This is a genomic window from Nocardia sp. NPDC051832, assembly GCF_040681285.1.
Classification (GTDB): Bacteria; Actinomycetota; Actinomycetes; order Mycobacteriales; family Mycobacteriaceae; genus Nocardia.
Genome location: NZ_JBFAYL010000003.1, coordinates 1517220 through 1541178, shown reverse-complemented (window position 1 = coordinate 1541178; position 23959 = coordinate 1517220). Strand labels below are relative to the sequence as shown.

Sequence of the window (23959 nt, the reverse complement as noted above, 5' to 3'; positions counted from 1 at the left end):
CGCCGCAACGCGCGTCCACGCGCTGCGCGCCCGTGCCGCCGCACTGGAGGAGACCCCCGCCATGATCCACTTCCTCGACGAATCCCCCGCGGCCACCAGGCCGACCTTCGCCCAGCGGTTGAACAAGCTGTTCGAGTCGGTGCGCCCGCCCGGGCGCAAACCGCACACCAACGCCGAGGTCGCAGCGGCCCTGACCGCCTCGGGCTATCCGATCTCCAAACCCTATCTGTCCCAACTGCGTTCGGGTCGCCGCAGCAATCCGTCCGAGGAGACCGTGGCCGCCCTCGCCCGCTTCTTCAAGGTCAAGCCGGACTACTTCTTCAATACCGCCTACGCGGCCAAGATCGACCACGATATGACTCTGCTCGCCCAGCTCCAGGGCTATGGTTTGCGCCGCCTGTCGGCCCGCGCGTTCGACCTGTCCGAGGAGTCGCAGAACCTGCTGACCAGCCTCGCGGAGAAGCTGCGGGCCAGCGAGGGCCTGCCCGAGATCCCCCCGGACGGCACCGAGTGAAACCAATTCGGTTCAGATCACTGTGACCTACGCTACGCACTGCTACGGTGTGGCTGTTGGCCCTGGGGCACGCGCCCCGCTAGATGTGTGGAGGGTGTTCGACATGAAGGTGGCACACGCGCTCGAGGTCGTGAAAGCGCTGGGGGTGCTTCGAAAGAGGGGGGTCACCGATCCACGCAAGCCGCTGGAATCGCTGAAGACGGTCAAGGATTCGCAGGTCTTCGGACCGCAGGCCACCGCGATCCGGCATTCGGCTCGCGTCGTGCCGAACAATCCCGGCCTGGTCGACGAGCGCGGCGAGCTCACCTACAAGCAGCTCGACGACCAATCCAACGCCATCGCAAGGGGTTTGCAGGGCGCCGGGATCACCGAGGGCATGGTGATCGGCGTGCTGGCCCGCGACCATCGCGGCCTGATCCTGTCCATGGCCGCGGCGGGCAAGCTCGGCGTGCGCATCGCGCTGATGAACACCGGCTTCGCCAAGCCGCAGTTCGCCGAGGTGTGCGCCCGCGAGCAGGTCAAGGCGGTGCTGCACGACAGCGAGTTCCTCGGGCTGCTCGACGCGCTGCCCGCGGATATGCCGCGCTACCTGACCTGGGTCGACGAAGGCACCGAATTGCCTTCCGGTGCACAGACTCTCGACGACCTGGTAGCCGCCAACCCGGCCACTGAACTGCCCGCGCCGAAGAAGCCGGGCGGCTTCATCATCCTCACCAGCGGCACCACCGGCCTGCCCAAGGGCGCGCCGCGCAGCAAGATCACCCCGGTCGCGCCCGCGCAGCTGGCCGACCGGATCCCGTTCCCCAATCGGGGCACCCAGGTCATCGTCTCGCCCATCTTCCACAGCACCGGCCTGGCGACCTGGATGCTGGCCGGATCCATCGGCAACAAGGTGGTGGTGCGCCGCCGCTTCGACGCCGAGGCCACCCTGAAGATGCTCGCCGACCACAAGGCGGAAATGCTGGTCGCGGTGCCGACCATGCTGCACCGCATGGTGGAGCTGCCCGCCGAGGTCCGCGCCAAGTACGACCTCTCCGCGCTGAACTGCATCCTGCTGGCCGGCTCGGCGCTCTCGCCGGAACTGTGCGTCAAGGCCACGCAGACCTTCGGCCCGGTGCTCTACAACCTGTACGGCTCCACCGAATGCGCGGTCGCCACGGTTGCCAACCCCGAGGAACTCGCGCTGACCCCCGGCACCGTCGGCCGCGCGCCCGTCACCTGCGAGGTGCGGCTCTACGACGACAACGACAAGCAGGTCACCGCGCTGAACACCACCGCGCGCATCTTCATCCGGTCGGGCGCCCCGTTCGAGGGCTACACCGACGGCCGGCACAAGCAGATCATCGACGGCTACATGTCCAGCGGCGATGTCGGTCATATCAACGAGCACGGCCTGCTCATGGTGGACGGCCGCGACGACGACATGATCGTCTCCGGCGGCGAGAACGTCTTCCCGCAGGAGGTGGAGAACCTGCTGCTGGAGCGCCCGGACGTCTTCGACGCCGCGGTCATCGGCGTGGACGACGTGGAGTTCGGCAAGCGACTGCGCGCCTTCGTCGTCCCGGAACCGGGTCACAGCCCGGCGGCCGAGGAGATCAAGGCCTACGTCCGCGACAACCTGGCCCGCTACAAGGTGCCGCGCGATGTGGTCTTCCTCGACGATCTGCCGCGCAATCCCACCGGCAAACTGCTCCGCCGGGTGCTGGTGGAATACGACGTCAAGGCCTAGAAACCCGGCAAAGGCCCCGCACCTCGCGCGGGGCCTTTGTGCTGCGTGAGATACATGACACACCAAGTCACAGACGCTTGCTATTGTTAGCGCCAGCACTGGATCTCGATGTTGCGGTCTACACCACTCCGCACAGGTCTCCCCAGGGGTCGGCTCGGTGAGTGGGATCGCGGAAGGTTGTTTCTCGATGTCTCTGTCCGGCACTGCCCGCAAGGTGGGCGACCTAGCTTCCGGCGTCAATGTCATGCGCAAGCGGGGGCTGTTCAATCCGCTCCGGCTCGATCACGCCGCCAAATCCGCGATCAATGTCCTGAAGTTCGGCCCGTTCGCGGGCGTGGTCATGCACGCCGCCCAGGGCACCCCCAAGGCCGCGGCCATCGTGGACGAGCGCGGTGAACTGACCTTCGGGCAGCTCGACGAGCAGTCCAGCGCCCTGGCCCGCGGCCTGGCCGCGCAGGGCCTGCAGCCCGGTGACGTGATCGCCCTGCTGGCCCGGGACCACCGCGGCATGGTGCTGAGCCTGCTCGCCGCCGGCAAGCTCGGCGTGCGCGCGGTGCTGATGAACACCGGTTTCGCCAAGCCGCAGTTCGCCGACGTCGCCGCCCGCGAGCAGGTGAAGGCGGTGCTGCACGACAGCGAGTTCTTCGACCTGATGAGCGCCATCCCCGCCGAGATCCCGCGGGTGCTGACCTGGGTGGACGCCAAGGACAACGCCGATCCCTCGATTCCGACCATCGAATCGGTGTCGGCCGGCCAGTCCACCGCGACCCACCCCGCCCCCGAGAAGCCGGGCGGCATGATCATCCTGACCTCCGGCACCACCGGCACGCCGAAGGGCGCACCGCGCGACCGGGTCAGCCCGATCGCCTCGGCACAGTTCCTGGACCGGGTGCCGCTGCCCCAGGGCGGCACCATGATCATGGCCGCGCCCATCTTCCACGGCACCGGCCTGTCCCAGTTCACCCTCGGCCTGGCGCTGGGCAACCGGGTGGTCTTCCAGCAGCGCCGCTTCGATCCCGAGCAGACGCTGGCGAATATCGTGAAGCACCAGGCGGATTCGCTGATCGTGGTGCCCACCATGCTGCAGCGCATTCTGGACCTGCCCGAAGACGTACTGGCCAAGTACGATCCGCGCACCATCAAGGTGATCTTCGCGGCGGGCTCGGCGATCGCGCCCGACGTCGTCACCCGCAGCCTCGACTACTTCGGCGACAGCCTCTACAACCTGTACGGCTCCACCGAGTGCGCGGTCATGACCGTCGCCAACCCGGCGGAACTGCGCAAGTCGCCGACCACCGCGGGCAAGCCGCCGGTCGGTATCCGGATCTCGCTGCTGGATGAGAACCGCAAGCCGATCACCGCGCCGAACGTCACCGGAACCATCTTCGTGGACAACGGTTTCGCCTTCTCCGGCTACACCGACGGCCGTAACAAGGAGATGGTCGGCACCCTGATGTCCAGCGGCGACGTCGGGCATTTCGACGCCGAGGGCCTGCTCTACATCGACGGCCGCGACGACGACATGATCGTCTCGGGCGGCGAGAACGTCTTCCCGCTGGAGGTGGAGAACCTGCTCGCGGGCCGCGAGGACATCTTCGAGGCCGCCGTGGTCGGCGTGGACGACCGCGAATACGGCAAGCGCCTGCGCGCGGTCGTGGTGCCCAGCCCGGAGTCCAAGCGGGACGCCCAGGAGCTCAAGGATTATGTGCGCGCGAACCTGGCCCGGTACAAGGTGCCGCGTGAGGTGATCTTCCTCGACGAGCTGCCGCGCAACGCGACCGGCAAGCTGCTGCGCAAGCCGCTGATCGAGATGGACGTCGAAGCCTGATCGTCCGAACCCGCGGCGCCCGTACTCATTCCGAGTGCGGGCGCTGTCGCGTGACGGCGTCGAGCGCCGCCAGCAGCGCTCGGGTGGCGGGCGGATCGGGCGGTTCGCCGTAGGTGGCGGCGTAGATGTGGCGGGCGGAGTCCGGCACTTCGAAGGCGGCGACGCCGGGGTGCTGGTACGCGTCGAGGGCGAGCCGCGGGATCAACGTGACCCCGACGCCGCTCGCGACCAGCGCCTGTTTGGTGGCGATATCGTCGGTGGTGCAGGTGATCCGCGGGGTGAAGCCCGCGTCGGCGCACACCCGCAGCAGGTTGTCGCGCTGGCGCTCGCACCCGGCGATCCAGCTCGTATCCCGGTGTGCGGCAACGGAATCGCGGGCGTCGCCGCGGCGGATGAGCAGGCAGGTCGGATCGTCGAGCAGGTAGGTCAGCCGGACGCCGGAGTCTTCGACGGCGTGCTCGTTGCGGTAGGCCAGCGCCACGTCGACCTCGCCGACCCGCAGCATGTGCAGCGCTTCGGGCGGATGCGTGTCGGTCAACTCCAGCTCCAGCCCCGGGTGCTCGCGGGCGAGGCGTTCGGCGACCCGCGGCATCAGCACGAGCATCGCCGAGGCGAAGGTGGCTACCCGCACCTTTCCGGCGCGCAGCCCGACGTGCGCGGACAATTCACCGGCGGCGATGTCGAGGCGCCCGAGGATCTCGGCGGCACGGTCGGCGAGCAACCGGCCCGCCTCGGTGAGCCGGATGCCGCGACCCACGCGCTGGGTCAGCTGCGCGCCCGTCTCCGCCTCCAGCCGGGCCAGGTGGTGACTCACCGAGGGTTGGGAGAAGTGCAGTTCCCGCGCGGCGGCGGTGACCGAGCCGGTGCGGGCCACCGCGACCAGCACCCGCAGGCGTCCCACGTCCAACATTCATCAACGATATCTATGTTCTCCCAAGGAGATTGGCATTAGACCTATGGATCTCGAGCGCGCACGCTCGAAGGCATGGAACTTCTGACTCCGACCCGCCCCGGCCTGTCCCGGCTCATCGACGGCATCCGGCCCGCCCTGCGCGCGGGCGACCCGCACCTCGTCGCGACCGCCGTGGCCGGAGCGCTCCGGGACAGCTCTCCCGGGATCGAGATCCTCACCGCGGACGAACGCCTCGGCTCCGACGCCGGGATCGGACGGGTCGTCCTGCATACCGAGGAGCTGTTCTCGATCCAGGCGGTGATCTGGCGGCCCGGGCAAGTGACGCCCATCCACGACCACATCGCGTGGTGCGCGTTCGCCGTCCTGCAAGGAGTGGAAGAGGAGACGCTCTATCGCGACGACGGCACGCACCTGACCATGCTCGGGCAGTCGGTGAACGGCACCGGCGAGGTCAGTGGATTCGCTCCGCCCGGCGATATCCACCAGGTGCGCAACCCTGGCAACGACACAGCGATCACGCTGCATGTGTACGGCGCGGACCTCGGCGGTGGACGCAGCAGCGTCCACCGCACCTACGATCTGCCGATTCATCCCAGGCCGGACCGGACCTGAGGCGCTCCCCCAGCAGCACGGAATTTCCGGACGGAAATTGCTGGGCATCGCCGGTTTTCACAGATCTGTCCGGGCGGGATTTCGCCGGTGAACGGTCCGTTATCATCAGCGGGTGAGTAGACAGTTCGGCCGGACCGCCGCGGAGTCCCGCGGCGCCGTCGCGCGGGTGCGCGGCGGGGCGGCCGGATCGATCTCGGGGGCGATCTCCCTCGCCGCGCACGGCTGGGCCTCCGGCGGCATGACGCCGGGCGGCACCACCCTGGTGCTGCTGGCCGCGGCCTCGGCGGTGGTCGGAGCGCTGGTCGCGGGTATCGCGCCACTGCGTGACACCGCCGGTGGACTGGTCGCCGCGCTGGTCGCGGGTCAGTTGCTCGGCCACTTCACCATGGGCGTCAGCTCCGGGCACCTGCATCACGGTGACGCCCAACTGTCCCCCACCATGCTCACCGCGCACGTCGTCGCCGCCTGCCTGGCCGCGCTCGTCATCCGCGGCGCGGAAGCGGCCTATCGGATCGGCACCGCGGTGCTCGCGCGGGTGCTGCCCGCGCTGTATCGCATGCCGGTTCTGCCCGAGCCCGCTCCCCTGCGGACCACGCATCGCGATCGCGTCATCCTGCGCATTCTCGCGGCCGAGACCTTGCGGACCCGGGGTCCGCCGCGCATCGCTCTCGTCTGAATTTCCTCCACACCCGGTAGCAGCCACTCGTGCTGCGCCCGCGTCCTCCTGTCGTGCACTCAGGCGCCACTGTTGCCTGGGACCGACGGGCATCGTGAAGCGCCCCGGTCTGCCCGTAGTCCCCCACAGTGCTGGGAACCGAGTCTGCTGTGGCTTGCCGACGCGCGCCGGGTATCCAACCTGACGAAGCGAAAAGACCGTGAGTACAACTGAAACTCTCCCCGCCGACACGTCGGCGTTCCCACCTGAACCCGCGGGTTCGGGTAAGTCCGCCACGCGCAACGGCTGGCAAGCCCTTGCCATGCGCCTGCACTTCTACGCAGGCGTATTCGTCGCGCCGTTCATCCTGATCGCGGCCGTCACCGGCGCGCTCTACGCGATCTCACCGACCCTGGAGAACTTCACCTCGAAAGACCTGTTGCAGGTCGAGCCACAGGGCGCCCCGAAGCCGCTGGCCGAGCAGGTCAGCGCGGCCGTCAAGACACAGCCGAACCTCGCACTGGTCGCGGTCGCTCCCGCGCCCGGCGCACAGGACACCACCCGGGTCATCTTCAACGATCCGTCCCTCGGCGAATCCGAACGCCGCGCCGTGTTCGTCAACCCCTACACCGCGCAACCGGTCGGCGACTCCGTCGTCTACGGCAGCTCGGGCGCGCTGGAGCTGCGCACCTGGATCGACCAGCTGCACCGCAGCCTGCATCTCGGCGAAACCGGCCGCCTCTACGCCGAACTCGCGGCGTCGTGGCTCTGGATCATCGCGCTCGCCGGGCTGGTGCTGTGGGTCCGCCGGGTGCGTGGCCGTCGCCAGCGGAATTCCGCCAAGTGGCTGCTGACGCCGGACCGCGCCAAGCCCGGCCGCGCCAAGACCATGAACTGGCACGGGGCCATCGGCCTCTGGACGCTGCCGGTGCTGCTGCTGATCGCGGCGACCGGTATGACCTGGTCCACCTACGCCGGCGCCAACGTCACCGCGCTGCGTGAGCAGTTGAGCTGGACCACGCCGGTGGTGAGCGCGCAGGTGCCCGGATCGGCCGCGCCCGCACCGGCTTCCGGCGGCGACCACCACCACGCCGGTCACGAGATGCCCAAGCCGGAGAACCCGGAGCAGCGGATCGGCCAGCTCGACGTGGTGTACGCCGTGGCCCGCGCCGACGGCATCACCCAGGGGTCGGAGATCAGCGTTCCGTCCAAGCCCGGCCAGGCGTTCGTGGTGAAGGAACGGCGTCTGCCGGGCACCTACACCGTCGACGCGGTCGCCGTCGACGGCAGCACCGGCCAGGTCACCGACCGGCTCGCCTTCGCCGACTGGCCGCTGATGGCCAAGCTCACCAACTGGGGCATCGCCTTCCACATGGGCCTGCTGTTCGGCCTGCCGAACCAGTTGCTGTTGCTCGCGGCGATGATCGGGCTGATCTTCGTGATCTGCTACGGCTACCGGATGTGGTGGCAGCGCAGGCCCACGCGGGGCGGTTCGGCGTTCGGCCGGGCGCCGCGCCGGGGCGTGCTGCGCAAGACCTCGCCCTGGATCACGGTGCCGCTCGTACTGGCAGCCGCCGGTATCGGCTGGTTCGCACCGCTGGTCGGGCTCAGCCTGGTCGCATTCCTGATCGTCGACGTGCTCGTCGGATTGGTGCAACGAAACCGCGCCACCACCGTCTAACTCCCCAACTCGCACAGCGCATTACGCAACGGCGACGCCTTCCGCACCGCCGGCGTACTGCCGCGCCCTGATACGAAAGACCCAAAACTGATGAGGCTCAACAAAATCGCCCTGACCGCCGCGTTCGTCACGGTCGCCACCGGGTTCGCCGCGGGCACCAGCGCCGCCGCTCCCACTCCGGAATCCGTCGGCTTCACCGCTCGCACCACGGATACCTCCTCGATCATCGACACCGACGCGGGCTCACTGGTGGTCGAGGACGAGGTCTTCAAGATCAAGGCCGCCGACGGCACCGTCGTCGCGGGAATGCCCCTGAAGCTGCGCATCGACGAGTTCGAATTCCCCATCGCCGCGGACATTTCCGGGCGGCACGCGACCCTCACCCCGCAGGTCGACCTGGCGCACGCCAGCTACCAGCCGGTCGCGCTGCCGTTCGAAGACAAGGCCCCCTGGAAGTCGGAATACGAGCGCGAACAGGCCGCCTGGAGCCGGATGACCAGCACCATCTCCCTGGGCGCCAGCATCGCCACCCTGATCGGCGGCCTCGGCGGCGCGGCGGTCGGCTGCGTACTCGGCGGCCTGCTGGGCGGCGTCATCGTCGGCGGCACCGTCGTCGGCCTGTTCGGGCCGTTCGTCCCGGCCGCCGTCGCCGGTTGCCTCGGCGGCGCGGCAGCGATGGGCGCGATCGGCACCATCGCGGGCCAGATCTTCATCACCGCCCCGGTCGCGATCGGCGCTGTCATCCAGTACGTCACCACCATCAACCAGCCCTTCAACCCACCGGCCGCCAAGTAGCACAACGCGAAAGCCCCGCCCGAGACCACGGGCGGGGCCTTTCGCGCGGTTGCACGCAACTCCTACTGGTCGTCCTGAAGAAGAAGCCGGAACGACCGATGCGCGGGAGTGAGTGGCCGGACGGCTCGAAAATCCTTCTCGTCCAGGGTGAAGACATCATTGGTCAGATAACGCTCGGCCAGAACAACGCTGACGCCGTCCGCAAGATCCAGCCGAAGTCCGCGGTACTGCTCGATCAGCTTTTGAGCGACACGCAGGTCGTCACGGTTGATCGCGGGTATGAGGACCGCGCCTTCCTCCGCCGAGGTCAACAGATCATCGAGGACCAGATCCGCGATGCGACGGTCTTTGCCGAATCGCGCGATCAGCAGATGGTCGATCTCATCGAGTACCAATGGCGATACCACCGCCACCGATGTCGAGAGGAGATCCCGAGCCCGGTCGTGCAACTCCGCGGCACGATCGTAGGCAGCGATGATGGCCGAGGTATCGGCGATGAAGAAGCTCACTGCCCGTACGCTTCGCCGAGCAACTCCGCACTATTGGCGGCGAAGCTCGGGTCGCCGGAGTCGAACGACGGCCACGGCCGGCTCCGTCGGACGTTGTGGGCGCGCAGCAGCACGAGCTCGATTCCTTCCCGGATGAGCTCCGCCTCCGATCGCCCGGCCTCCTCGGCGGCCTTCTTGAGCCGAGCCGCTTGCTCCGGGTCGAGATAGACGCTCGTCTTCGACTTCATACACGTAGGGTACTACGTAGGGCAGTTCGGCGTCGGCGGTTACCGGTTGTCGAAGGGGTCGGACTCGCGCGGGTCGGGTGCGGTGAGCGGGTCGTCGGGTTTCGCCTGTACCTGGTCCGGGACGACCGGGCGCAGGGCGGCCCAGGCGATGAAGAGGGCGCCGGTGATGAGCATGCCGAGACCGGCCCACAGGTTGATGTTCCAGTCGCCGGTTTTGGCCTTCTCCGCGGCGGTGTTGGCGACCAGCCCGGTGATGGTGACGATGATGCCGTAGAGGGCCAGCAGCGCGCCGACGATGGTGCGGATGTCGAAAAGCATTGCGGGACTCCTTTATCCGGCGAGCACGTTGAGGACGATGACGAGCACCAGCGCGATCCCGGCGAGCAGGACGGGGCGCTGATACCAGGGCAGCGAGGCCTGTTCGGGGTCGGTGCGCATCTCCTCGGGCGTCTCGGAGTAGACCAGCCCGACGAGTTCGGCCGCGGGCTTCGGCTGGGTCACCATGGTGACCGCGACGCTGACCACGATGTCGACGACGAAGGCGACACCCGCGGCCACGAAGCTCGAGCCCTGCCCGGACAGCGTGAACACGCCGTTCTCGTGCATCAGGAAAACGGCGACGGCGGACAGGGTTCCGCAGACCAGGCCCATCCAGCCCGCGGTCGGGGTCATCCGTTTCCAGAACATGCCGAGGATGAACGTCGCGAACAGCGGGGCGTTGAAGAAGCTGAACAACGTTTGCAGGTAGTCCATGATGTTGCTGAAGTTGCCGGCGATCATCGCGGTGAAGATCGCCGCGAAGGTGGCGCCGACGGTCGCCAGCCGGCCGATGGTCAGGTAGTAGTGATCCGGCTTCTCCTTGACCACGTACTGCTGCCAGAGATCGAAGCTGAACACGGTGTTGAAGGCGGAGATGTTGGCCGCCATGCCCGCCATGAACGCGGCGAGCAGACCGGCCAGGCCGACGCCGAGCAACCCGTTGGGCAGGACTTCTTTCATCAGGTACAGCAGCGCGTCGTTGTATTTGACGTCGCCGCTGTAGTCCGGATCCGCCGCCTTGGCCTGCTTGAACTCCGCCATCTGCGGCACCAGCACCGCGCTGATCATGCCGGGGATCACCACGATCAGCGGGATGAACATCTTCGGGTAGGCGCCGATGATGGGCGTGCGCCGCGCCGCCGAGATCGAATGCGTCGCCAGCGCGCGCTGCACCTCGACGAAATTGGTGGTCCAGTAGCCGAACGACAGCACGAAACCGAGCCCGAACACGATGCCCAGCACCGACAGGAAGTTGTCGGTGAATCCGCTGAGCTCATTGCCCGGCCAGGAACTCAGCTGCGCCGCGCCGCCCGGCGACCCGGACACCTTGTCCTTCAACCCGTCCCAGCCACCGACCCGGTGCAGGCCGACCAGCGTGAGCGGCAGCAGCGCCGCCACGATGACGAAGAACTGCAGCACCTCGTTGTAGATCGCGGCCGAGAGCCCGCCGAGGGTGATGTAGGACAGCACGATCACCGCCGCGACGACCACCGAGATCCACAGCGGCCAGCCCAGCAGCACGTTCAGAATGGATCCGAGCAGGTACAGGTTCACGCCCGCGATGAGCACCTGGGCGATCGCGAAACTCAGCGCGTTCACCAGATGCGCGCCGGTACCGAAACGCCGGCGCATGAACTCCGGCACGCTGCGCACCTTGGAGCCGTAGTAGAACGGCATCATCACGACGCCGAGGAACAGCATGGCGGGCACCGCGCCGATCCAGAAGTAGTGGAAGGTCGGGAAGCCGAACTGGGCGCCGTTGGCCGACATGCCCATGATCTCGACCGCGCCGAGGTTCGCGGAGATGAACGCCAGACCGGTCACCCACGCCGGCAGCGACCGCCCGGAGAGGAAGAAGTCGATGCTGTTGGAGACCCGGGACCGGGCCAGCAGGCCGATCCCGAGGACGAAGACGAAATACAGGGCGACCAGCGCGTAGTCGACCGGCGCGGCGTCCAGCCGCAACTGCCCGTCGGCCAGTGGTTGGGTGGATGCGGTCACGAACACGGGTGAGTCGGCAAGCGGCACAGCGTCGTCCCTCCTGGCGGTGAAACCTGGCGTCGAGCACGGTCCTGCGAGTGCGGTTCCCGCCGGACATTGTCGGCTGCCATCTACTGTGCGCGACCGCGCCGCGCCGCAAGGCCACATTCAGCGATAAGGCTGGTCAGTTGGTTAGTGAGGCCCCAGCACCGCCCGCACCGTTCGAACAACCGTCCGATGAAGTGATCAATCCCACACGAAAACCACACGGCGGCAACGACATCGGAGCACCACTGGGCGACACGCCGGGTGAGCATGGAATTCCCCGACTCCCCGTGCGGGATCGAGGATCGTGACGCACAGTCATTTTGACGCAAAAACGACCTGCAAAATGGGTCGGATGTTTCAGTGGGAGGGCACTATGATTCACACAACCCCACGCAGCGGCTTACTCGGGCTGCAGTGGATCGATCGACGACTACGCCCGCCCCTGGACCGGATTCGCGCTGCCCATACCGGCGCACCCACCGACGAAGGGGCACCACTGACGATCGAGATCGGCGCCGCGACCGGGGTCGGGCCGACCATCATGTCGGCCTTCGATGCGGCACTGCGTGAGCTGGGAGTGGGTGATGCCAACTTGATTCGGCTTTCCTCTGTGATCCCACCGCGCGCCGTGCTCGAATGTGGGCAGCGTGTTCGCAAGCCGATCGCTTGGGGTGATCGGCTCTACTGTGTCTATGCCGTGCAGCATGCGACCGAGGTCGGGGTGTCCGCGGCCGCAGGCATCGGCTGGGTTTTGCGTGATGATGGCTCCGGCGCAGGACTTTTCGTGGAACACGAAGCGGAGACGCCCGAGGAGGTCGACCATTTGATCCGGACCAGCCTGCACGATATGACCGTCAATCGCCCGGAAAACTTTGGGCCCATCCAGCTTTCGATCACCGACACGGTATGCACCGGTGATCCGGCCTGCGCGCTGGTGCTGGCCGCGTATCACACGACGCCGTGGAGCTGACATGACCGAGCCCGAGCTGCACGTCACCATCGAAACCAAGATTTCCGAGGACCAGATCGAGCAGTTCCATCAGCTCTACGAGGATGCCTTCGGCCCGATGCGCACCCGGGCGATTGCCCGGCAGGTGCTCCACCCCGAAGAATTCCATGAGGAGATGGTCGACCCCCGCATACAAAAGCATGTGGCGCGCACCACATCCGGAGAACCGATCGGGCTCACCACGCTGACCAATCACCTGGACACCGTGCCCTGGATCAGCCCGGACTACTTCCGTGCCCGATTTCCCGAGCACGCTGCCCGCAACGCGATCTACTATGCGGGTTTCACCCTTGTGACCCCAAGTGCGCGACAAGGGGCGGCCTTTCATGCCATGATCAAATCAGCTGTCCAAGTTTTGGTGGCCGATCGTGGTGCGGTCGGTTGGGACATCTGCTCGTACAACAACACTCATCGATCGATCATCGACCGAATTCGGGTGGTGCTCGATCAGCAGGCGAACGTCGAAGTCGCGGTGCAGGATTCACAAACCTATTACGCCGCGCTGTTCACCGAGGATGGAGCGACCAAGGGGGGCTGATGACAGTCAGCGAAGAGCAGTCGACGAGCGAGCCGTCCCTCTTCGGGACGCCCTGGTGCGTGCTGCTTGCGATCGGAATGGCAGCGCTGATCGCGCTGCCGCTTTTCGTTGATTTCCCGGCGCTGGCACTGCTGGCCATGCTGGTAGTCGTCGGCGGCGCGCAGTTCATGATCGCGATCGGCCTGCGCCGGCACCGCCCTGCCCAGCCCCTGCCCTGGTACCTGATCTCGGTCTCGGCGGTGCTCTCGGCCATCGGCACCGCGCTGCGGGAATTCACCTCGGACTCGGTCAGCCCGTTCGACGACATGTTCACCCTGGCGGGCTATTTCGGCATCGGCGTAGCCGCGACGCTGTGGCTGCGGCCGCGCCAGGTACGCGGTAACTACGACCTGCTGCTCGATTCGACGCTGATCGGACTGGGTGCGCTGCTCGCGTCCTGGACCTTCCTGATCTCGCCGATCCTGCAGGCGGGCGCGCCCACCATGAACACCGTCGCCGCCGCCACCTACCCGGTGCTGGACGCGCTGCTGCTCACCCTGGTCGCGCATTCGATGGCGACCTCGGGCCGGTCGGAGACCTCGCTGCGCCTGCTGCATCTGGCGCTGTTCGCGGTGCTGGTCGGCGATCTCGGCTACAGCCTGGACACCGTCGGCACCGCCACCATCGGGCACGAGGTGCTGGTGACGCCGCTGCTGGTGGGCTACGCGACCGTCGGCTTCGCGGCCCTGCACCCCACGATGACGAGCATCGGCGGCCCGCGCCGCATCCATCCGCACCATTCCCGCCAGCGCGCCAGCTTCATCGCGGTCGCGCTGATCGTGGCCTCGCTGGTGCCGGTGGTCGGTTCCAGCCTGGGCACGGTGGACCGGGTGGTGGTGTCGTCGTTGTTCGCGCTGCTGCTCATCGGGGTGCTGGTGCGCAGCGAGCGGGCGATCCAGCGCAGCCAGCGCAGCGAGCGGCGCGCGCAATATCAGGCCGACCACGACATGCTCACCGGTCTGCTGAATCGGTCCGCGCTGCTGCGCGCGCTCAATCGCAACAGCGAGCACTGGGCCGGGCAACCGCTGTGCCTGCTGTTCATCGACCTGGACGGCTTCAAGGGCGTCAACGACAGCTACGGGCACGCGGTCGGCGACGAGCTGATCGCCAACGCCGCCTCCAGGATCCGGCGGGTGGTGCGCCGCGACGACGTGGTCGCCCGGTACGGCGGCGACGAGTTCGTGGTGCTGGCCCCGCTGGGCCGCCAAGAGGCCGCGATGCTGGCCGAGCGACTACTGGGGGCGTTCGTGCGGCCGTTCGAGCTGAGCGCCGGCGAAGTGCCGATCACCACCAGCGTCGGTATCGCCTGTACCGGCCCGCGCACGTCCGACGCGAGCATCTACGACTTGATCCGGGAAGCGGATTCGGCGATGTACCACGCGAAGGAATACGCGCTCGGATACGCCTTCCACGACGACATGCGCCACACCGCCACCCCAGCCAGCACCTGGAAGACCCAGCAGCCGGTCCCGCGCCGTGGCGTCGCCACACCGGCCTCCGCACCCGCGGAAGCCGGGCGCCGGAGTTGGCGCCCGGCTTCCCGGACAACGAGTACCGCGGTCTAACCGCTCAGCTCAATCCGCCAGGTCGTCCAGCAGCCGACGCGCCTGTTCGAGTTCGGCCTGCAACGCGGCCACCTTCTGCTCCTGTACCTGCCGGGCCGCGTCCAGAATGCCGGAAACCACCTCGGCGACTTCGGGATGCAGGATCTTCGCGGCCTGGGCCACCGCCGAGCTCTGCACCGGCAGCCCGCGCACCGTGCGCTTCTTGCCGTTGATCACCTCGACGGTCCACTCACCGTCGGAGGTGCCGTTCAGCGTCACGGTGACCTCGGGGGCCTTCGCCTTGCGCACCGCGGCGGACTTGACCGGCGCCTTGGCGGCCGGCTTCGCCGCGGCCTTGGCGTCGGCGCCCGCCTCGCTCGATTCCGGATGCGCGCCAATCGGTTTCAAACTGTCTGCCACCGGGGCAGGGGCGGGCTGGTTCGCAGCGCTCGACATGGTCGACGGCTGGGTCACAGTGGATTCCTTCCTGGTTGTCGACTTCGGCTGAGCAGTTCTCGAGCTGACCGCCTTTTCCGGGTTGCGCGGCGGCTTGGTCAACGTCACTTCGGTGGGAGAAAAGGACAGTACATCTTTGGACCCGGTCGGACGGACCTGAAGGAAATCTCCGTCGGACGGGTCGCCGAGCGCCACCACTTTGCCGGACCGGCCCTCGGGCACACCGACCGCGGCAGCGGTGAACCACACCATCGGCGGGCGGCCGCCCGCGATGTCCGTGGCGATCTGCTCAATCTCCGTGTCCGACAATGGCTTGGGCTTGGTCTTGGGGGACGGCATGGTGCACTCCGAGCGGTTTCGTGACTGACTGCGGTTCTCGTACAAGGCTGCGTGCACAGATGATGCCGCACGGCACCGACAGATTTGCACCGCGTTGCCAAATCGGGCATCCGCACTCTTGTCCGAAAAGTTGCCCACTCACATATCCCCACCTTCAGCAAACTCTCAGCTACATTCGAGCCACTGTCCGACGCGAACCCATCAGGAGAAGTGCCATGCGCAGGATCGCCGGCGTCACGCCCCTGGTCATCGCCGTGGTCGTCGCGATCCCGGCGTGCGGGCGCGACCAGGACGACGCCATCGCGCAGGCCGACATGGTGGGCCAGCACGAATTCGCGACCGAGCACACGACCTCGACGCCACCCCCGCCCGTCCCAGCCGTCGCGCTGCTGAACTGCCTGCGCCAGCCCCAGATCCGCCCCGCCGCGATCGTCCTCAGCTGCGCGGACAGCAACATGATCATCGACCGGATCACCTGGGACAGCTGGACCGACACCGCCGCCTCCGGCCGCGGCATGGAATCGCGCAGCGTGTGCCATCCGGATTGCGCCTCGGCGCCCCGGCAATCGTTTCCGGTCGCCGTCGAGCTGACAATGCCCCGCGACGGCGTCTTCACCACGCTGACCAAGACCCCCGACGGCGGCGTACCGGAGATCCTGCCACTTTCCGGCTAACGCGGCGCCCGCAACGCGGGGAACCAAATATCGGTGAGCACCTCCGCCGCCTGCGCCGCGGTGACATCGATCGTGCCCTGCATGGCCCAGCGGGTGAAGAACCGTTCCAATTGGGCCACAAGCAGTTCCACCCGCAACCGGGCCTCGTCCTTGCGGTCGGCGGGCCAGCGCGCCAGATACGAGGTCATGGCATTGGGCAAGGCGAGGATGCCCTGCTTGGCGATCTCCCGGAACTCGGGCTCCAGCGCGGTGGCCTCGTCCCAGGCGGGCAACAGATCCTTGTACTCCTGGAACCATTCGATCGCCCGCGTCACCCAGGCCACGAACTCCACCCGCGAATCGGTGTCGAGCACCCGGTCCAGATCCTCGTAGAAGTGCAGCGCGCTCGGCGCGGTGCTCTGTTCGGCGACCGCGCGCAGGATGTCGAGCTTGCCGGTGAAATGCAGATAGAAGGTGGCGCGGCTACAGCCGACGGCGGCGGCGATGTCGTCGACCCGCACCGAGGCGTAACCCTGCGCGCTGAACAGGGTTTTCGCGCCGTCGATCAGCTTGGCCCTGGTCTGCAGTTTCTGTTCGTCACGCAGGTTCGCCTTAGTCACAGTGGACATCATGTCATTCACTAGACAGTGCGTCTAGCCAGTGTTAGCTTGTTGCCTACGTCACTCCGGAGCCCACAGCTCGCGGTGACGTCGGCTTTCAGATGAGGATCACTGACTTGACTCCACAGCACTCACCCTCCCCGCCGGCTCCGCCGGCTGCCGTCCCCGTGGATCTCCCCCGGGTGTGCGTCATCGGCGCCGGGCCGTCCGGGATCACCACCGCGAAACGCCTGCAGGAGTACGGCATTCCGTTCGACTGCTTCGAGGCCTCCGACGAAGTCGGCGGAAACTGGTACTTCAAGAATCCGAACGGCATGTCGGCCTGCTACCAGAGCCTGCACATCGATACGTCCAAGTTCCGCTTGGCTTTCGAGGACTACCCGGCGCCGGCGGACTGGCCGGATTTCCCGCATCACTCGCAACTGTTCGAGTACTTCAAGAACTACGTCGACCATTTCGGCCTGCGCGACAAGATCACCTTCAACACCAAGGTGACCGCGGCCGAGCGGCAGCCGGACGGGTCCTGGCTGATCACTACCGGCGACGGCCGCGCCCGCGGCTACGACGCGCTGATCGTCTGCAACGGGCACCACTGGGATCCCCGGACACCGGAGTACCCGGGCGAATTCGACGGCGTGCTGATGCACAGCCACGCCTACAACGACCCGTTCGACCCGGTGGACATGCGCGGGAAGAAGGTCGTGGTGGTCGGGATGGGCAACTCCGGGCTCGATATCGCCTCCGAGCTGTCCCGGCGCTACCTCGCCGAGAAGCTCATCGTCTCGGCCCGGCGCGGGGTGTGGGTGCTGCCGAAGTATGTGAACGGCGCGGTCGGCGACAAGCGGAGCATGCCCGCCTGGATGCCGCGCAAGGTCGGCCTGAAACTCCGGCAGCGTTTCGTGCGAAAGTTCCGCGGGGACATGGAGTTCTACGGTCTGCCCAAACCGGATCACCAGCCGTTCGAAGCGCATCCCTCGGCCAGCGAGGAGTTCCTCTACCGCGCGGGCTGCGGCGACATCGCCTTCAAACCGGCGATCACCGCGCTGGAGGGTTCGCGCGTGCGCTTCGCCGACGGCAGTACCGAGGAGGCGGACGTGATCGTCTGCGCCACCGGGTATCACATCAGCTTCCCGTTCTTCGCCGACCCGGAACTGTTGCCCGACAAGGACAATCGACTACCCCTGTTCAAACACATGATGAAGCCGGACGTGGACAACCTGTTCTATCTCGGTCTGGCCCAGCCGCTTCCGACCCTGGTGAACTTCGCCGAGCAGCAGAGCAAGCTGGTCGCGGCCTATCTCACTGGCCGGTATCGACCGCCCACGGAGCCGGAAATGCGCGCGACCATCGAGGCGGACGAGCAGGCCAAGCGGGAGCGCTACTACAACTCCCCGCGGCACACGATCCAGATCGAATTCGAACCGTATGTGCGCGACATGATCAAGGAAATGGACCGGGGCGCCAAGCGCGCCGCGGCCGCGGGGCACGCGCTGCCGGTCCCCGTTCGCGTTCTCGAGCCGGCGGAGTAGACCGATGACATCGACCACAGGCACCTGCACCGATCAGTTCGCCGGTCTCCGTGCGGAATTGGCGAATCAGCTGGCCTCCGGCGCGGAGCTGGGCGCCTCGATCGCCGTCGTCCTCGACGGCGAACCGGTCGTCGACCTCTGGGGCGGTCACCTCGACCTGGAACGCACCCGGCCCTGGACGGCGGACACCCTCGTCAACGTCTTCTCCCTCACCAAGACGATGACCGCGCTCGCCGCGCTGCTGCTCGTCGATCGCGGCGAGCTGGACGTCTACCAGAAGGTGGCGCACTACTGGCCCGAGTTCAAGGCGAACGGCAAGGGCGACATCGAGATCCGGCACATCCTGGGCCACACCTCCGGAGTGTCCGGCTGGCAGCCGCCGATCGAGATCGAGGACATCTACGACACCGAAGCCGCCGCCGCGCGCCTGGCCGCCCAGCCGCCCTGGTGGGCGCCGGGCACCGCGTCGGGCTATCACTGCCTCAACTACGGACACCTGGTCGGCGAGGTGATCCGCCGCATCACCGGCCGCACCCTGGGCGCCTTCTTCGCCGCGGAGCTGGCCGGGCCGCTGGGCGCGGACTTCCACATCGGCACCGGTCCCGAACATCGGGACCGCATCGCGCGGCTGATCCCGCCGCCCGCACTGGAATTCGACATGTCGCTGCTCGATCCGGAAAGCATCCTGGTCAAGACGCTGACCAGTCCGCTGCTCGACGTCGAGGCCATGACCCCGACGCCGGAATGGCAGCAGGCCGAGATCGGCGCGATCAACGGGCACGGCAACGCCCGCTCGGTCGCGCGGTTGCAATCGCTGATCTCCCACGGCGGCGTCCGCGACGGCCGGGAGTTGCTGTCCGGCAAGACCATCGATCTCATCTTCGAACAGCAATCCGACGGCCTGGACCAAGCCCTGATGGTGCCGCTGCGGTTCGGCATCGGCTACGGGCTGCCGCAACGGCAGACCGCGCCGGAGGTGCCGGAGGGCCGGGTGTGCTGGTGGTCCGGCTACGGCGGCTCCCTCGTCGTCAACGACCTGGATCGCCGAATGACCTTCGCCTACACCATGAACAAGATGGAACCCGGGATCATCGGGTCCGCTCGGGCGGACGCCTACCTGCGGGCCACCTACGCGGCGGTGACCGCATGAGAGCGCTACAGCTGACCGGGCCCGGCACCCTCGAGCTGCGTGAGATTCCGGTTCCCGACATCGGGCCGAACGACCTGCTGCTGCGCGTCGGGGCGGCCGGCATCTGTCATTCCGACCTGCATGTGCTGCACCTTCCGTTCCAGTTGCGGGAAGATCCGCTCACCCTCGGGCACGAGATCGCCGGAACCATCGAGGCGATCGGCGGTGACGTCGACGGCCGGACGGTCGGCGAACGCGGTCTGGTCTACCTGTGCTGGTCCTGCGGTACCTGCCGGGAATGCGTGAGCGGCAACGAGAATGTGTGTCTCGCGGCCGGCCGGGTGGCGATGCCGCCCTGCCCCGGGCTCGGGCCCGACGGCGGCATGGCCGAGTACATCCGCATCCCCGCCCGCTCGTTCGTGCCGATCGGCGACCTGGACTTTCTCCAGGCCGCGCCGCTCGCCGACGCCGCGCTGTCCAGCTACCACGCGATCGAAGGCGCCCGCGACCGGCTGCGGCCGGGGTCTACCGCGGTCGTCATCGGGATCGGCGGGCTGGGACATGTCGCGGTACAGATCCTTGCGGCCACCACGGCCACCCGCGTGATCGCCGTCGACATCACCGCGGAGAAGCTGGAGCTGGCGGCCCGCTGCGGCGCGGCCGAAGTCCTGCTTTCCGAAACCGCCACTGCCACCGCAATTCTGGATCGTACCGACGGGCGCGGCGCCGAGGCCGTCTTCGACTTCGTCGGTACCGACCAGACCGCGCGGCTGGCCGTAGAATCCGTCGCCCCGAACGGCGCCTACCGAATGATCGGATTGGGCGGCGGCGCACCGGAAATCACCGCCGGTCCGGCGGGCGGACCGGGGTGGCCCTGGGGCGCCTCGGTGCGAAAGTCCTACGGCGGTACCAAGTCCGACCTGATCAACTCGGTGGCCTTGGCCCACGCCGGCAAGCTCACCGTCGAAGTCGAACGCTTCGACTTGGCCGACGGGCGCGAAGCGCTGGACCGACTGGACAAAGGCCTGATCCCGGGCCGCGCGGTACTCGTCCCCTAGACCAGATCATGCGTGTATCGAATGAGGAAGAAGTATGACCAATCCTGTTGACATCCAGGCGATGGCGGCACAGATCGCCGGGCGATTGACCGGCCCGGGTGGGCCGTTCGAGATCACCGTCGAGGAGGTGCTCGGCGCGAAGATCCCGGTGCTCAAGGACCGCAAGAAGTCCCTGACCGAGATCCTCGAAGCGTCGAAAGCGCTGGGCGACCGCGCGTACCTGGTAACCGCGGACCGGCGGCTGACCTACGCCGATCACGCCGCGGAGGTTGCGGCGCTGGCCTTGGCGCTGGCGGAGAGCTACGACGTACGCAAGGGCGACCGGGTCGGCATCCTGGCCGCGAACAGCGTCGAATGGGTTGTCGCGTTCTGGGCCGCACAGTGCCTCGGCGCGATCGCGGTCGGCTACAACGCGTGGTGGACGCCGCGCGAAATCGCCTATGGGCTCGACCATGCCGAGCCCAAGGTGCTCATCGTCGATGCGAAGCGTGCGGAACGCCTGGCGGAGCTGGATGTTCGGATTCCGGTCCTGACCATGGCGGGCAACCTTCCGATTCTGATCGAGGAGTTCCGTGATGCCGCAGGTGATCTCCCGGAAACCGAGGTCGCAGAGGATGATCCGGCGGTCATCCTGTACACCTCCGGCACCAGCGGCCGCCCCAAAGGCGCAGTACACAGCCAGCGAAACCTGCTGTCGGTCATCGACTATCACCGCTTCAACGACGCGATGGCCGCCGCCTTCACCGGCGGTCAGGACGACGGCGCGCCCAAAAGCCGCCGCTTCCTGGTCACTTCACCGCTGTTCCACATCGCCAGCCTGCACAATCTGGTGATCCCGCGCATGGTGACCGGCGATACCTGCGTCATCTACGAGGGCGGGTTCGACGCCGACAAGGTGTTGCGGCTCATCGAATCCGAGCGCATCACCAACTGGGGCGCCATGCCCACCATGGCGCACCGGATGCTGGAAGTCGATCTCACGCAATACGATCTGTCGTCGCTGGCCGCGTTCTCATTGAACTCCGCGCCCTCCTCGGCGGCGTTGCAGAACAAGTTGCGCGAACAGCTGCCGGTGGCCCGCACCGCACTGGTCACCAGCTACGGCATGACCGAATGCTCCACGGCCGCGACGATCGCCTCGCCCATGGAACTGGCCGCGTTCCCGGATACCGTCGGCCGCCCGGTGATCGGCGTCGGTCTGGAAATCCGGGATGCCGCGGGCGAACCCGTAGGCGAGGGCGTCGAAGGCGAGATCTGTGTCCGCAGCCAGTATGTGATGCTCGGCTACTGGAACGACGAGCGGGCCACTGCCGCCGCGATCACGCCCGACCGCTGGCTGCGCACCGGCGATATCGGCGTTCTCGAACAGGGCCGGCTCCGATTGTCCGGTCGTCGTTCGGATCTCATCCTGCGCGGCGGCGAGAACATCTATCCGACCGAGGTCGAGCAGGTCCTCGACGAGCATCCGGCGGTCCGGGAGAGCGCGGTCCTCGGCGTGCCGGACGACGATCTCGGGCAGTCGGTCGCCGCACTGGTCGTCGTCGAATCCGCGGATGGTGCAACCGAACTGGAGTTGACCGAGTTCGCCAAGGAGCGGCTCGCGTACTACAAGGTGCCCGCCCGCTGGCGGATCACCACCACCCCGCTGCCCCGCAATGCCACCGGCAAGGTCATGCGGAGCGGACTCGAAGTGTGAGAAGCCATGTACGACACCATCATCAAGGGCGGCCGCTGGTTCGACGGCACCGGCGCGCCCGCCGCGCTCCGCCACCTGGGCATTACCGACGGACGAGTGGCCACGGTTTCGGTCGAACCGCTGGATGAAGCCGGCTGCCCGCACGTCATCGACGCCACCGGCAAATGGGTGCTTCCCGGAATGCTCGATATCCACACCCACTACGACGTCGAGGTGCTGACCGGCCCGGCGCTGGCCGAGTCCGTACGCCACGGCATGACCACGGTGTTCCTCGGCTCGTGTTCGTTGTCGACCGTGCACGTCGGCGCCACCGACGCCGGTGACCTGTTCGGCCGGGTGGAGGCCATTCCCCGCAAGCACGTGATCGAGGCGGTCACCGCGACCAAGACCTGGTCCAGCGCAGCCGAATACGTCCAGGCGCTCGAGGCGCTGCCGCTGGGTCCCAACCTCGCCGCGTTCATCGGGCACTCCGATATCCGGGCCGCGCAGCTCGGTCTGGACCGCGCCACCCGGTCCGATGTCCGGCCCACCGCGGCCGAATTGGCGGCGATGGCGGCCAAGCTCACCGAGGCGCTGGACGCCGGATTCCTCGGAATGTCCTCGCAGCAGCTGATGTTCGACAAGGTCGACGGTGAGCTGTGCCGGTCCCGGACGCTTCCGTCGACCTACGCGACCAGCCGGGAACGCCGCCGGCTCAACGCGATTCTGCGCAAGCGCGGCCGCGCCCTCCAGGGCGGCCCGGATGTAGCGAAACCGCAGAGCTTGGTCGCCATGGCGGCCAGCAGCCTCGGACTGTTCCGCGAACCGCTGAAGGTGAGTCTGCTGTCCGCGGCCGATATCAAGGCCATTCCGGCTGTGGCGCATGTCTTTCCGCTGATCGCGAAGGTGATCAACGCCCTCGGCGGCGACTTCCGATGGCAGCACCTGCCGGTGCCGTTCGAGGTCTACTCCGATGGCATCGATCTGCCGGTGTTCGAGGAATTCGGTTCCGGCGCGGCGGCGCTGCACCTGTCCAACCAGCTCGACGAACGCCGGGAGTTGTTGCGCGACGAAGCCTACCGCCGCCGCTTCCGCAAGGACTACGACAAGAAGTTCGGTCCCCGTGTCTGGCACCGCGATTTCTTCGACGCCGAAATCGTCGAATGCCCGGACCCGTCGGTCCTCGGAAAGACCTTCGGCCAGGTCGGCCTGGACCGCGGCGGTCTGCATCCGGTCGACGCCTTCCTCGACCTGGTGGTGGAGCACGGCGGAAAAGTGCGCTGGCACACCACGATCTCCAACCATCGCCCCGAAGTCCTGGACCGCTTCGCCGCCGATCCCGGTGTGCAACTGGGCTTCTCCGACGCCGGCGCGCACCTGCGCAACATGGCCTTCTACAACTTCGGCCTGCGGCTGCTGCGCCGGGTGCACCTGGCCGAGCAGGCGGGCAAGCCCTTCTTGTCGCTGGAACGCGCCGTGCACCGCCTCACCGGCGAACTCGCCGACTGGTACGGCCTGGACGCCGGTGATCTGCGCCAAGGCGACCGCGCGGACCTGGTCGTCGTCGATCCCGCCCACCTCGACGACACCGTGGCGGCCTATGCCGAAGCTCCCGTCCCCGAGTTCGACAACCTGTCCCGCATGGTCAACCGCAACGACGCCGCTGTCACCGCCGTGCTGATCAATGGCGAGTACGTCTTCGGAAACGGGGCGGCGGCAGAGCTGCTCGGGACGCGGCGAACGGGCCGCTTCCTGCGCGCCGGCGCCTGACGCATTCCGCCTCGACGCTCGGTCCCGGCCATATCGGGACCGGGCGCGCGCAATCGGATTACCGTGGTGT

General features: G+C 67.4%; 23 protein-coding genes. 16 read left to right on the top strand and 7 right to left on the bottom strand.

Translation table 11 applies throughout. The features are described from left to right. Window positions 1-61: 61 nt before the first annotated feature. The 3 genes from AB0M14_RS24800 (at window position 62) to AB0M14_RS24790 (ending at window position 4071) form a co-directional block, all read left to right on the top strand. Window positions 62-514, top strand: a complete 453-nt coding sequence (locus tag AB0M14_RS24800; RefSeq protein WP_364999065.1) for a helix-turn-helix domain-containing protein — start codon at window positions 62-64, stop codon at window positions 512-514. Window positions 515-617: 103 nt separating this feature from the next. After that, window positions 618-2243 (top strand): acyl-CoA synthetase, encoded by a 1626-nt coding sequence (locus tag AB0M14_RS24795; RefSeq protein WP_364998667.1) that lies wholly within the window; start codon window positions 618-620, stop codon window positions 2241-2243. 187 nt (window positions 2244-2430) lie between these two features. Next, window positions 2431-4071 (top strand): acyl-CoA synthetase, encoded by a 1641-nt coding sequence (locus tag AB0M14_RS24790; RefSeq protein WP_364998665.1) that lies wholly within the window; start codon window positions 2431-2433, stop codon window positions 4069-4071. Between the two features lie 25 nt (window positions 4072-4096). Here the strand turns inward: AB0M14_RS24790 and AB0M14_RS24785 are convergent, their stop codons facing one another. Beyond that, window positions 4097-4981: a LysR family transcriptional regulator gene (locus tag AB0M14_RS24785; protein ID WP_364998663.1), complete on the bottom strand. Its 885-nt coding sequence runs from the start codon at window positions 4979-4981 to the stop codon at window positions 4097-4099. Window positions 4982-5056: 75 nt separating this feature from the next. Here AB0M14_RS24785 and AB0M14_RS24780 point away from each other — a divergent pair, with 75 nt between their 5' ends. The 4 genes from AB0M14_RS24780 (at window position 5057) to AB0M14_RS24765 (ending at window position 8727) form a co-directional block, all read left to right on the top strand. After that, a complete protein-coding gene (locus tag AB0M14_RS24780; protein ID WP_364998662.1) occupies window positions 5057-5596 on the top strand; it encodes a cysteine dioxygenase family protein in 540 nt (179 codons plus the stop codon). A gap of 112 nt (window positions 5597-5708) precedes the next feature. Next, window positions 5709-6272 carry a hypothetical protein gene (locus AB0M14_RS24775; protein ID WP_364998660.1) on the top strand — a complete coding sequence of 188 codons (564 nt, stop codon included), beginning with the start codon at window positions 5709-5711 and terminating at the stop codon, window positions 6270-6272. A 199-nt stretch (window positions 6273-6471) separates the two neighbouring features. Continuing rightward, on the top strand, window positions 6472-7932 hold the full coding sequence (locus AB0M14_RS24770) for a PepSY-associated TM helix domain-containing protein (protein WP_364998658.1): 1461 nt from the start codon (window positions 6472-6474) through the stop codon (window positions 7930-7932). A 90-nt stretch (window positions 7933-8022) separates the two neighbouring features. Then, window positions 8023-8727, top strand: coding sequence for a hypothetical protein (locus AB0M14_RS24765; protein ID WP_364998656.1), 705 nt, complete (start codon window positions 8023-8025; stop codon window positions 8725-8727). A gap of 62 nt (window positions 8728-8789) precedes the next feature. Here the strand turns inward: AB0M14_RS24765 and AB0M14_RS24760 are convergent, their stop codons facing one another. From AB0M14_RS24760 to AB0M14_RS24745, 4 genes are read right to left on the bottom strand one after another with little or no spacing between them, the layout of a single operon-like run. Beyond that, on the bottom strand, window positions 8790-9236 hold the full coding sequence (locus AB0M14_RS24760; protein WP_364998655.1) for a PIN domain-containing protein: 447 nt from the start codon (window positions 9234-9236) through the stop codon (window positions 8790-8792). After that, window positions 9233-9463, bottom strand: a complete 231-nt coding sequence (locus tag AB0M14_RS24755) for a ribbon-helix-helix domain-containing protein (protein ID WP_364998654.1) — start codon at window positions 9461-9463, stop codon at window positions 9233-9235. Before AB0M14_RS24755 ends, AB0M14_RS24760 begins: the two co-directional genes overlap by 4 nt. Before the next feature lie 39 nt (window positions 9464-9502). After that, window positions 9503-9781, bottom strand: a complete 279-nt coding sequence (locus tag AB0M14_RS24750; RefSeq protein WP_364998652.1) for a hypothetical protein — start codon at window positions 9779-9781, stop codon at window positions 9503-9505. A gap of 12 nt (window positions 9782-9793) precedes the next feature. After that, window positions 9794-11503, bottom strand: coding sequence for a sodium:solute symporter family protein (locus tag AB0M14_RS24745; RefSeq protein ID WP_364998650.1), 1710 nt, complete (start codon window positions 11501-11503; stop codon window positions 9794-9796). Window positions 11504-11882: 379 nt separating this feature from the next. On the opposite strand from AB0M14_RS24745, the gene AB0M14_RS24740 reads away from it, so the two are divergent. Genes AB0M14_RS24740 through AB0M14_RS24730 form a run of 3 tightly spaced genes read left to right on the top strand, consistent with a single transcriptional unit; the run spans window position 11883 to window position 14681 of the window. Next, the gene (locus AB0M14_RS24740; protein ID WP_364998648.1) at window positions 11883-12500 is read left to right on the top strand and encodes a pyruvoyl-dependent arginine decarboxylase; all 618 of its coding nucleotides are present in this window, start codon (window positions 11883-11885) and stop codon (window positions 12498-12500) included. Between the two features lies 1 nt (window position 12501). After that, window positions 12502-13077 (top strand): hypothetical protein, encoded by a 576-nt coding sequence (locus tag AB0M14_RS24735; RefSeq protein ID WP_364998646.1) that lies wholly within the window; start codon window positions 12502-12504, stop codon window positions 13075-13077. Next, window positions 13077-14681, top strand: coding sequence for a GGDEF domain-containing protein (locus AB0M14_RS24730; RefSeq protein WP_364998645.1), 1605 nt, complete (start codon window positions 13077-13079; stop codon window positions 14679-14681). The genes AB0M14_RS24735 and AB0M14_RS24730 overlap by 1 nt, the downstream gene beginning before the upstream one ends. Before the next feature lie 9 nt (window positions 14682-14690). On the opposite strand, the gene AB0M14_RS24725 is transcribed toward AB0M14_RS24730, so the two are convergent. Further along, a complete protein-coding gene (locus AB0M14_RS24725; protein WP_364998644.1) occupies window positions 14691-15593 on the bottom strand; it encodes a DUF6319 family protein in 903 nt (300 codons plus the stop codon). Window positions 15594-15670: 77 nt separating this feature from the next. Between AB0M14_RS24725 and AB0M14_RS24720 the strand changes: the two genes are divergently transcribed. After that, window positions 15671-16129, top strand: coding sequence for a hypothetical protein (locus AB0M14_RS24720; protein ID WP_364998642.1), 459 nt, complete (start codon window positions 15671-15673; stop codon window positions 16127-16129). Here the strand turns inward: AB0M14_RS24720 and AB0M14_RS24715 are convergent. Next, the gene (locus AB0M14_RS24715; RefSeq protein WP_364998641.1) at window positions 16126-16737 is read right to left on the bottom strand and encodes a TetR/AcrR family transcriptional regulator; all 612 of its coding nucleotides are present in this window, start codon (window positions 16735-16737) and stop codon (window positions 16126-16128) included. The genes AB0M14_RS24720 and AB0M14_RS24715 overlap by 4 nt on opposite strands. A 107-nt stretch (window positions 16738-16844) precedes the next feature. On the opposite strand from AB0M14_RS24715, the gene AB0M14_RS24710 reads away from it, so the two are divergent. From AB0M14_RS24710 to AB0M14_RS24690, 5 genes are read left to right on the top strand one after another with little or no spacing between them, the layout of a single operon-like run. Beyond that, a complete protein-coding gene (locus AB0M14_RS24710) occupies window positions 16845-18257 on the top strand; it encodes an NAD(P)-binding domain-containing protein (protein WP_364998640.1) in 1413 nt (470 codons plus the stop codon). Window positions 18258-18261: 4 nt separating this feature from the next. Beyond that, the gene (locus tag AB0M14_RS24705; protein ID WP_364998639.1) at window positions 18262-19407 is read left to right on the top strand and encodes a serine hydrolase domain-containing protein; all 1146 of its coding nucleotides are present in this window, start codon (window positions 18262-18264) and stop codon (window positions 19405-19407) included. Beyond that, on the top strand, window positions 19404-20444 hold the full coding sequence (locus AB0M14_RS24700; RefSeq protein WP_364998637.1) for an NAD(P)-dependent alcohol dehydrogenase: 1041 nt from the start codon (window positions 19404-19406) through the stop codon (window positions 20442-20444). The genes AB0M14_RS24705 and AB0M14_RS24700 overlap by 4 nt, the downstream gene beginning before the upstream one ends. 34 nt (window positions 20445-20478) lie before the next feature. Continuing rightward, window positions 20479-22140 (top strand): class I adenylate-forming enzyme family protein, encoded by a 1662-nt coding sequence (locus tag AB0M14_RS24695; RefSeq protein WP_364998635.1) that lies wholly within the window; start codon window positions 20479-20481, stop codon window positions 22138-22140. 6 nt (window positions 22141-22146) lie between these two features. After that, a complete protein-coding gene (locus AB0M14_RS24690) occupies window positions 22147-23889 on the top strand; it encodes an amidohydrolase family protein (RefSeq protein ID WP_364998634.1) in 1743 nt (580 codons plus the stop codon). Window positions 23890-23959: the final 70 nt, after the last annotated feature.

Excerpts from the sequence above, each read along its gene's own strand:
- AB0M14_RS24780 (WP_364998662.1), top strand. The coding sequence starts at position 5,057 with ATGGAACTTCTGACTCCGACCCGCCCCGGCCTGTCCCGGCTCATCGAC.
- AB0M14_RS24765 (WP_364998656.1), top strand. The coding sequence starts at position 8,023 with ATGAGGCTCAACAAAATCGCCCTGACCGCCGCGTTCGTCACGGTCGCC.
- AB0M14_RS24700 (WP_364998637.1), top strand. The coding sequence starts at position 19,404 with ATGAGAGCGCTACAGCTGACCGGGCCCGGCACCCTCGAGCTGCGTGAG.
- AB0M14_RS24715 (WP_364998641.1), bottom strand. The coding sequence starts at position 16,737 with ATGTCCACTGTGACTAAGGCGAACCTGCGTGACGAACAGAAACTGCAG.
- AB0M14_RS24690 (WP_364998634.1), top strand. The coding sequence starts at position 22,147 with ATGTACGACACCATCATCAAGGGCGGCCGCTGGTTCGACGGCACCGGC.
- AB0M14_RS24800 (WP_364999065.1), top strand. The coding sequence starts at position 62 with ATGATCCACTTCCTCGACGAATCCCCCGCGGCCACCAGGCCGACCTTC.
- AB0M14_RS24785 (WP_364998663.1), bottom strand. The coding sequence starts at position 4,981 with ATGTTGGACGTGGGACGCCTGCGGGTGCTGGTCGCGGTGGCCCGCACC.
- AB0M14_RS24695 (WP_364998635.1), top strand. The coding sequence starts at position 20,479 with ATGACCAATCCTGTTGACATCCAGGCGATGGCGGCACAGATCGCCGGG.
- AB0M14_RS24755 (WP_364998654.1), bottom strand. The coding sequence starts at position 9,463 with ATGAAGTCGAAGACGAGCGTCTATCTCGACCCGGAGCAAGCGGCTCGG.
- AB0M14_RS24705 (WP_364998639.1), top strand. The coding sequence starts at position 18,262 with ATGACATCGACCACAGGCACCTGCACCGATCAGTTCGCCGGTCTCCGT.
- AB0M14_RS24720 (WP_364998642.1), top strand. The coding sequence starts at position 15,671 with ATGCGCAGGATCGCCGGCGTCACGCCCCTGGTCATCGCCGTGGTCGTC.
- AB0M14_RS24795 (WP_364998667.1), top strand. The coding sequence starts at position 618 with ATGAAGGTGGCACACGCGCTCGAGGTCGTGAAAGCGCTGGGGGTGCTT.
- AB0M14_RS24750 (WP_364998652.1), bottom strand. The coding sequence starts at position 9,781 with ATGCTTTTCGACATCCGCACCATCGTCGGCGCGCTGCTGGCCCTCTAC.
- AB0M14_RS24735 (WP_364998646.1), top strand. The coding sequence starts at position 12,502 with ATGACCGAGCCCGAGCTGCACGTCACCATCGAAACCAAGATTTCCGAG.
- AB0M14_RS24740 (WP_364998648.1), top strand. The coding sequence starts at position 11,883 with ATGTTTCAGTGGGAGGGCACTATGATTCACACAACCCCACGCAGCGGC.
- AB0M14_RS24730 (WP_364998645.1), top strand. The coding sequence starts at position 13,077 with ATGACAGTCAGCGAAGAGCAGTCGACGAGCGAGCCGTCCCTCTTCGGG.
- AB0M14_RS24790 (WP_364998665.1), top strand. The coding sequence starts at position 2,431 with ATGTCTCTGTCCGGCACTGCCCGCAAGGTGGGCGACCTAGCTTCCGGC.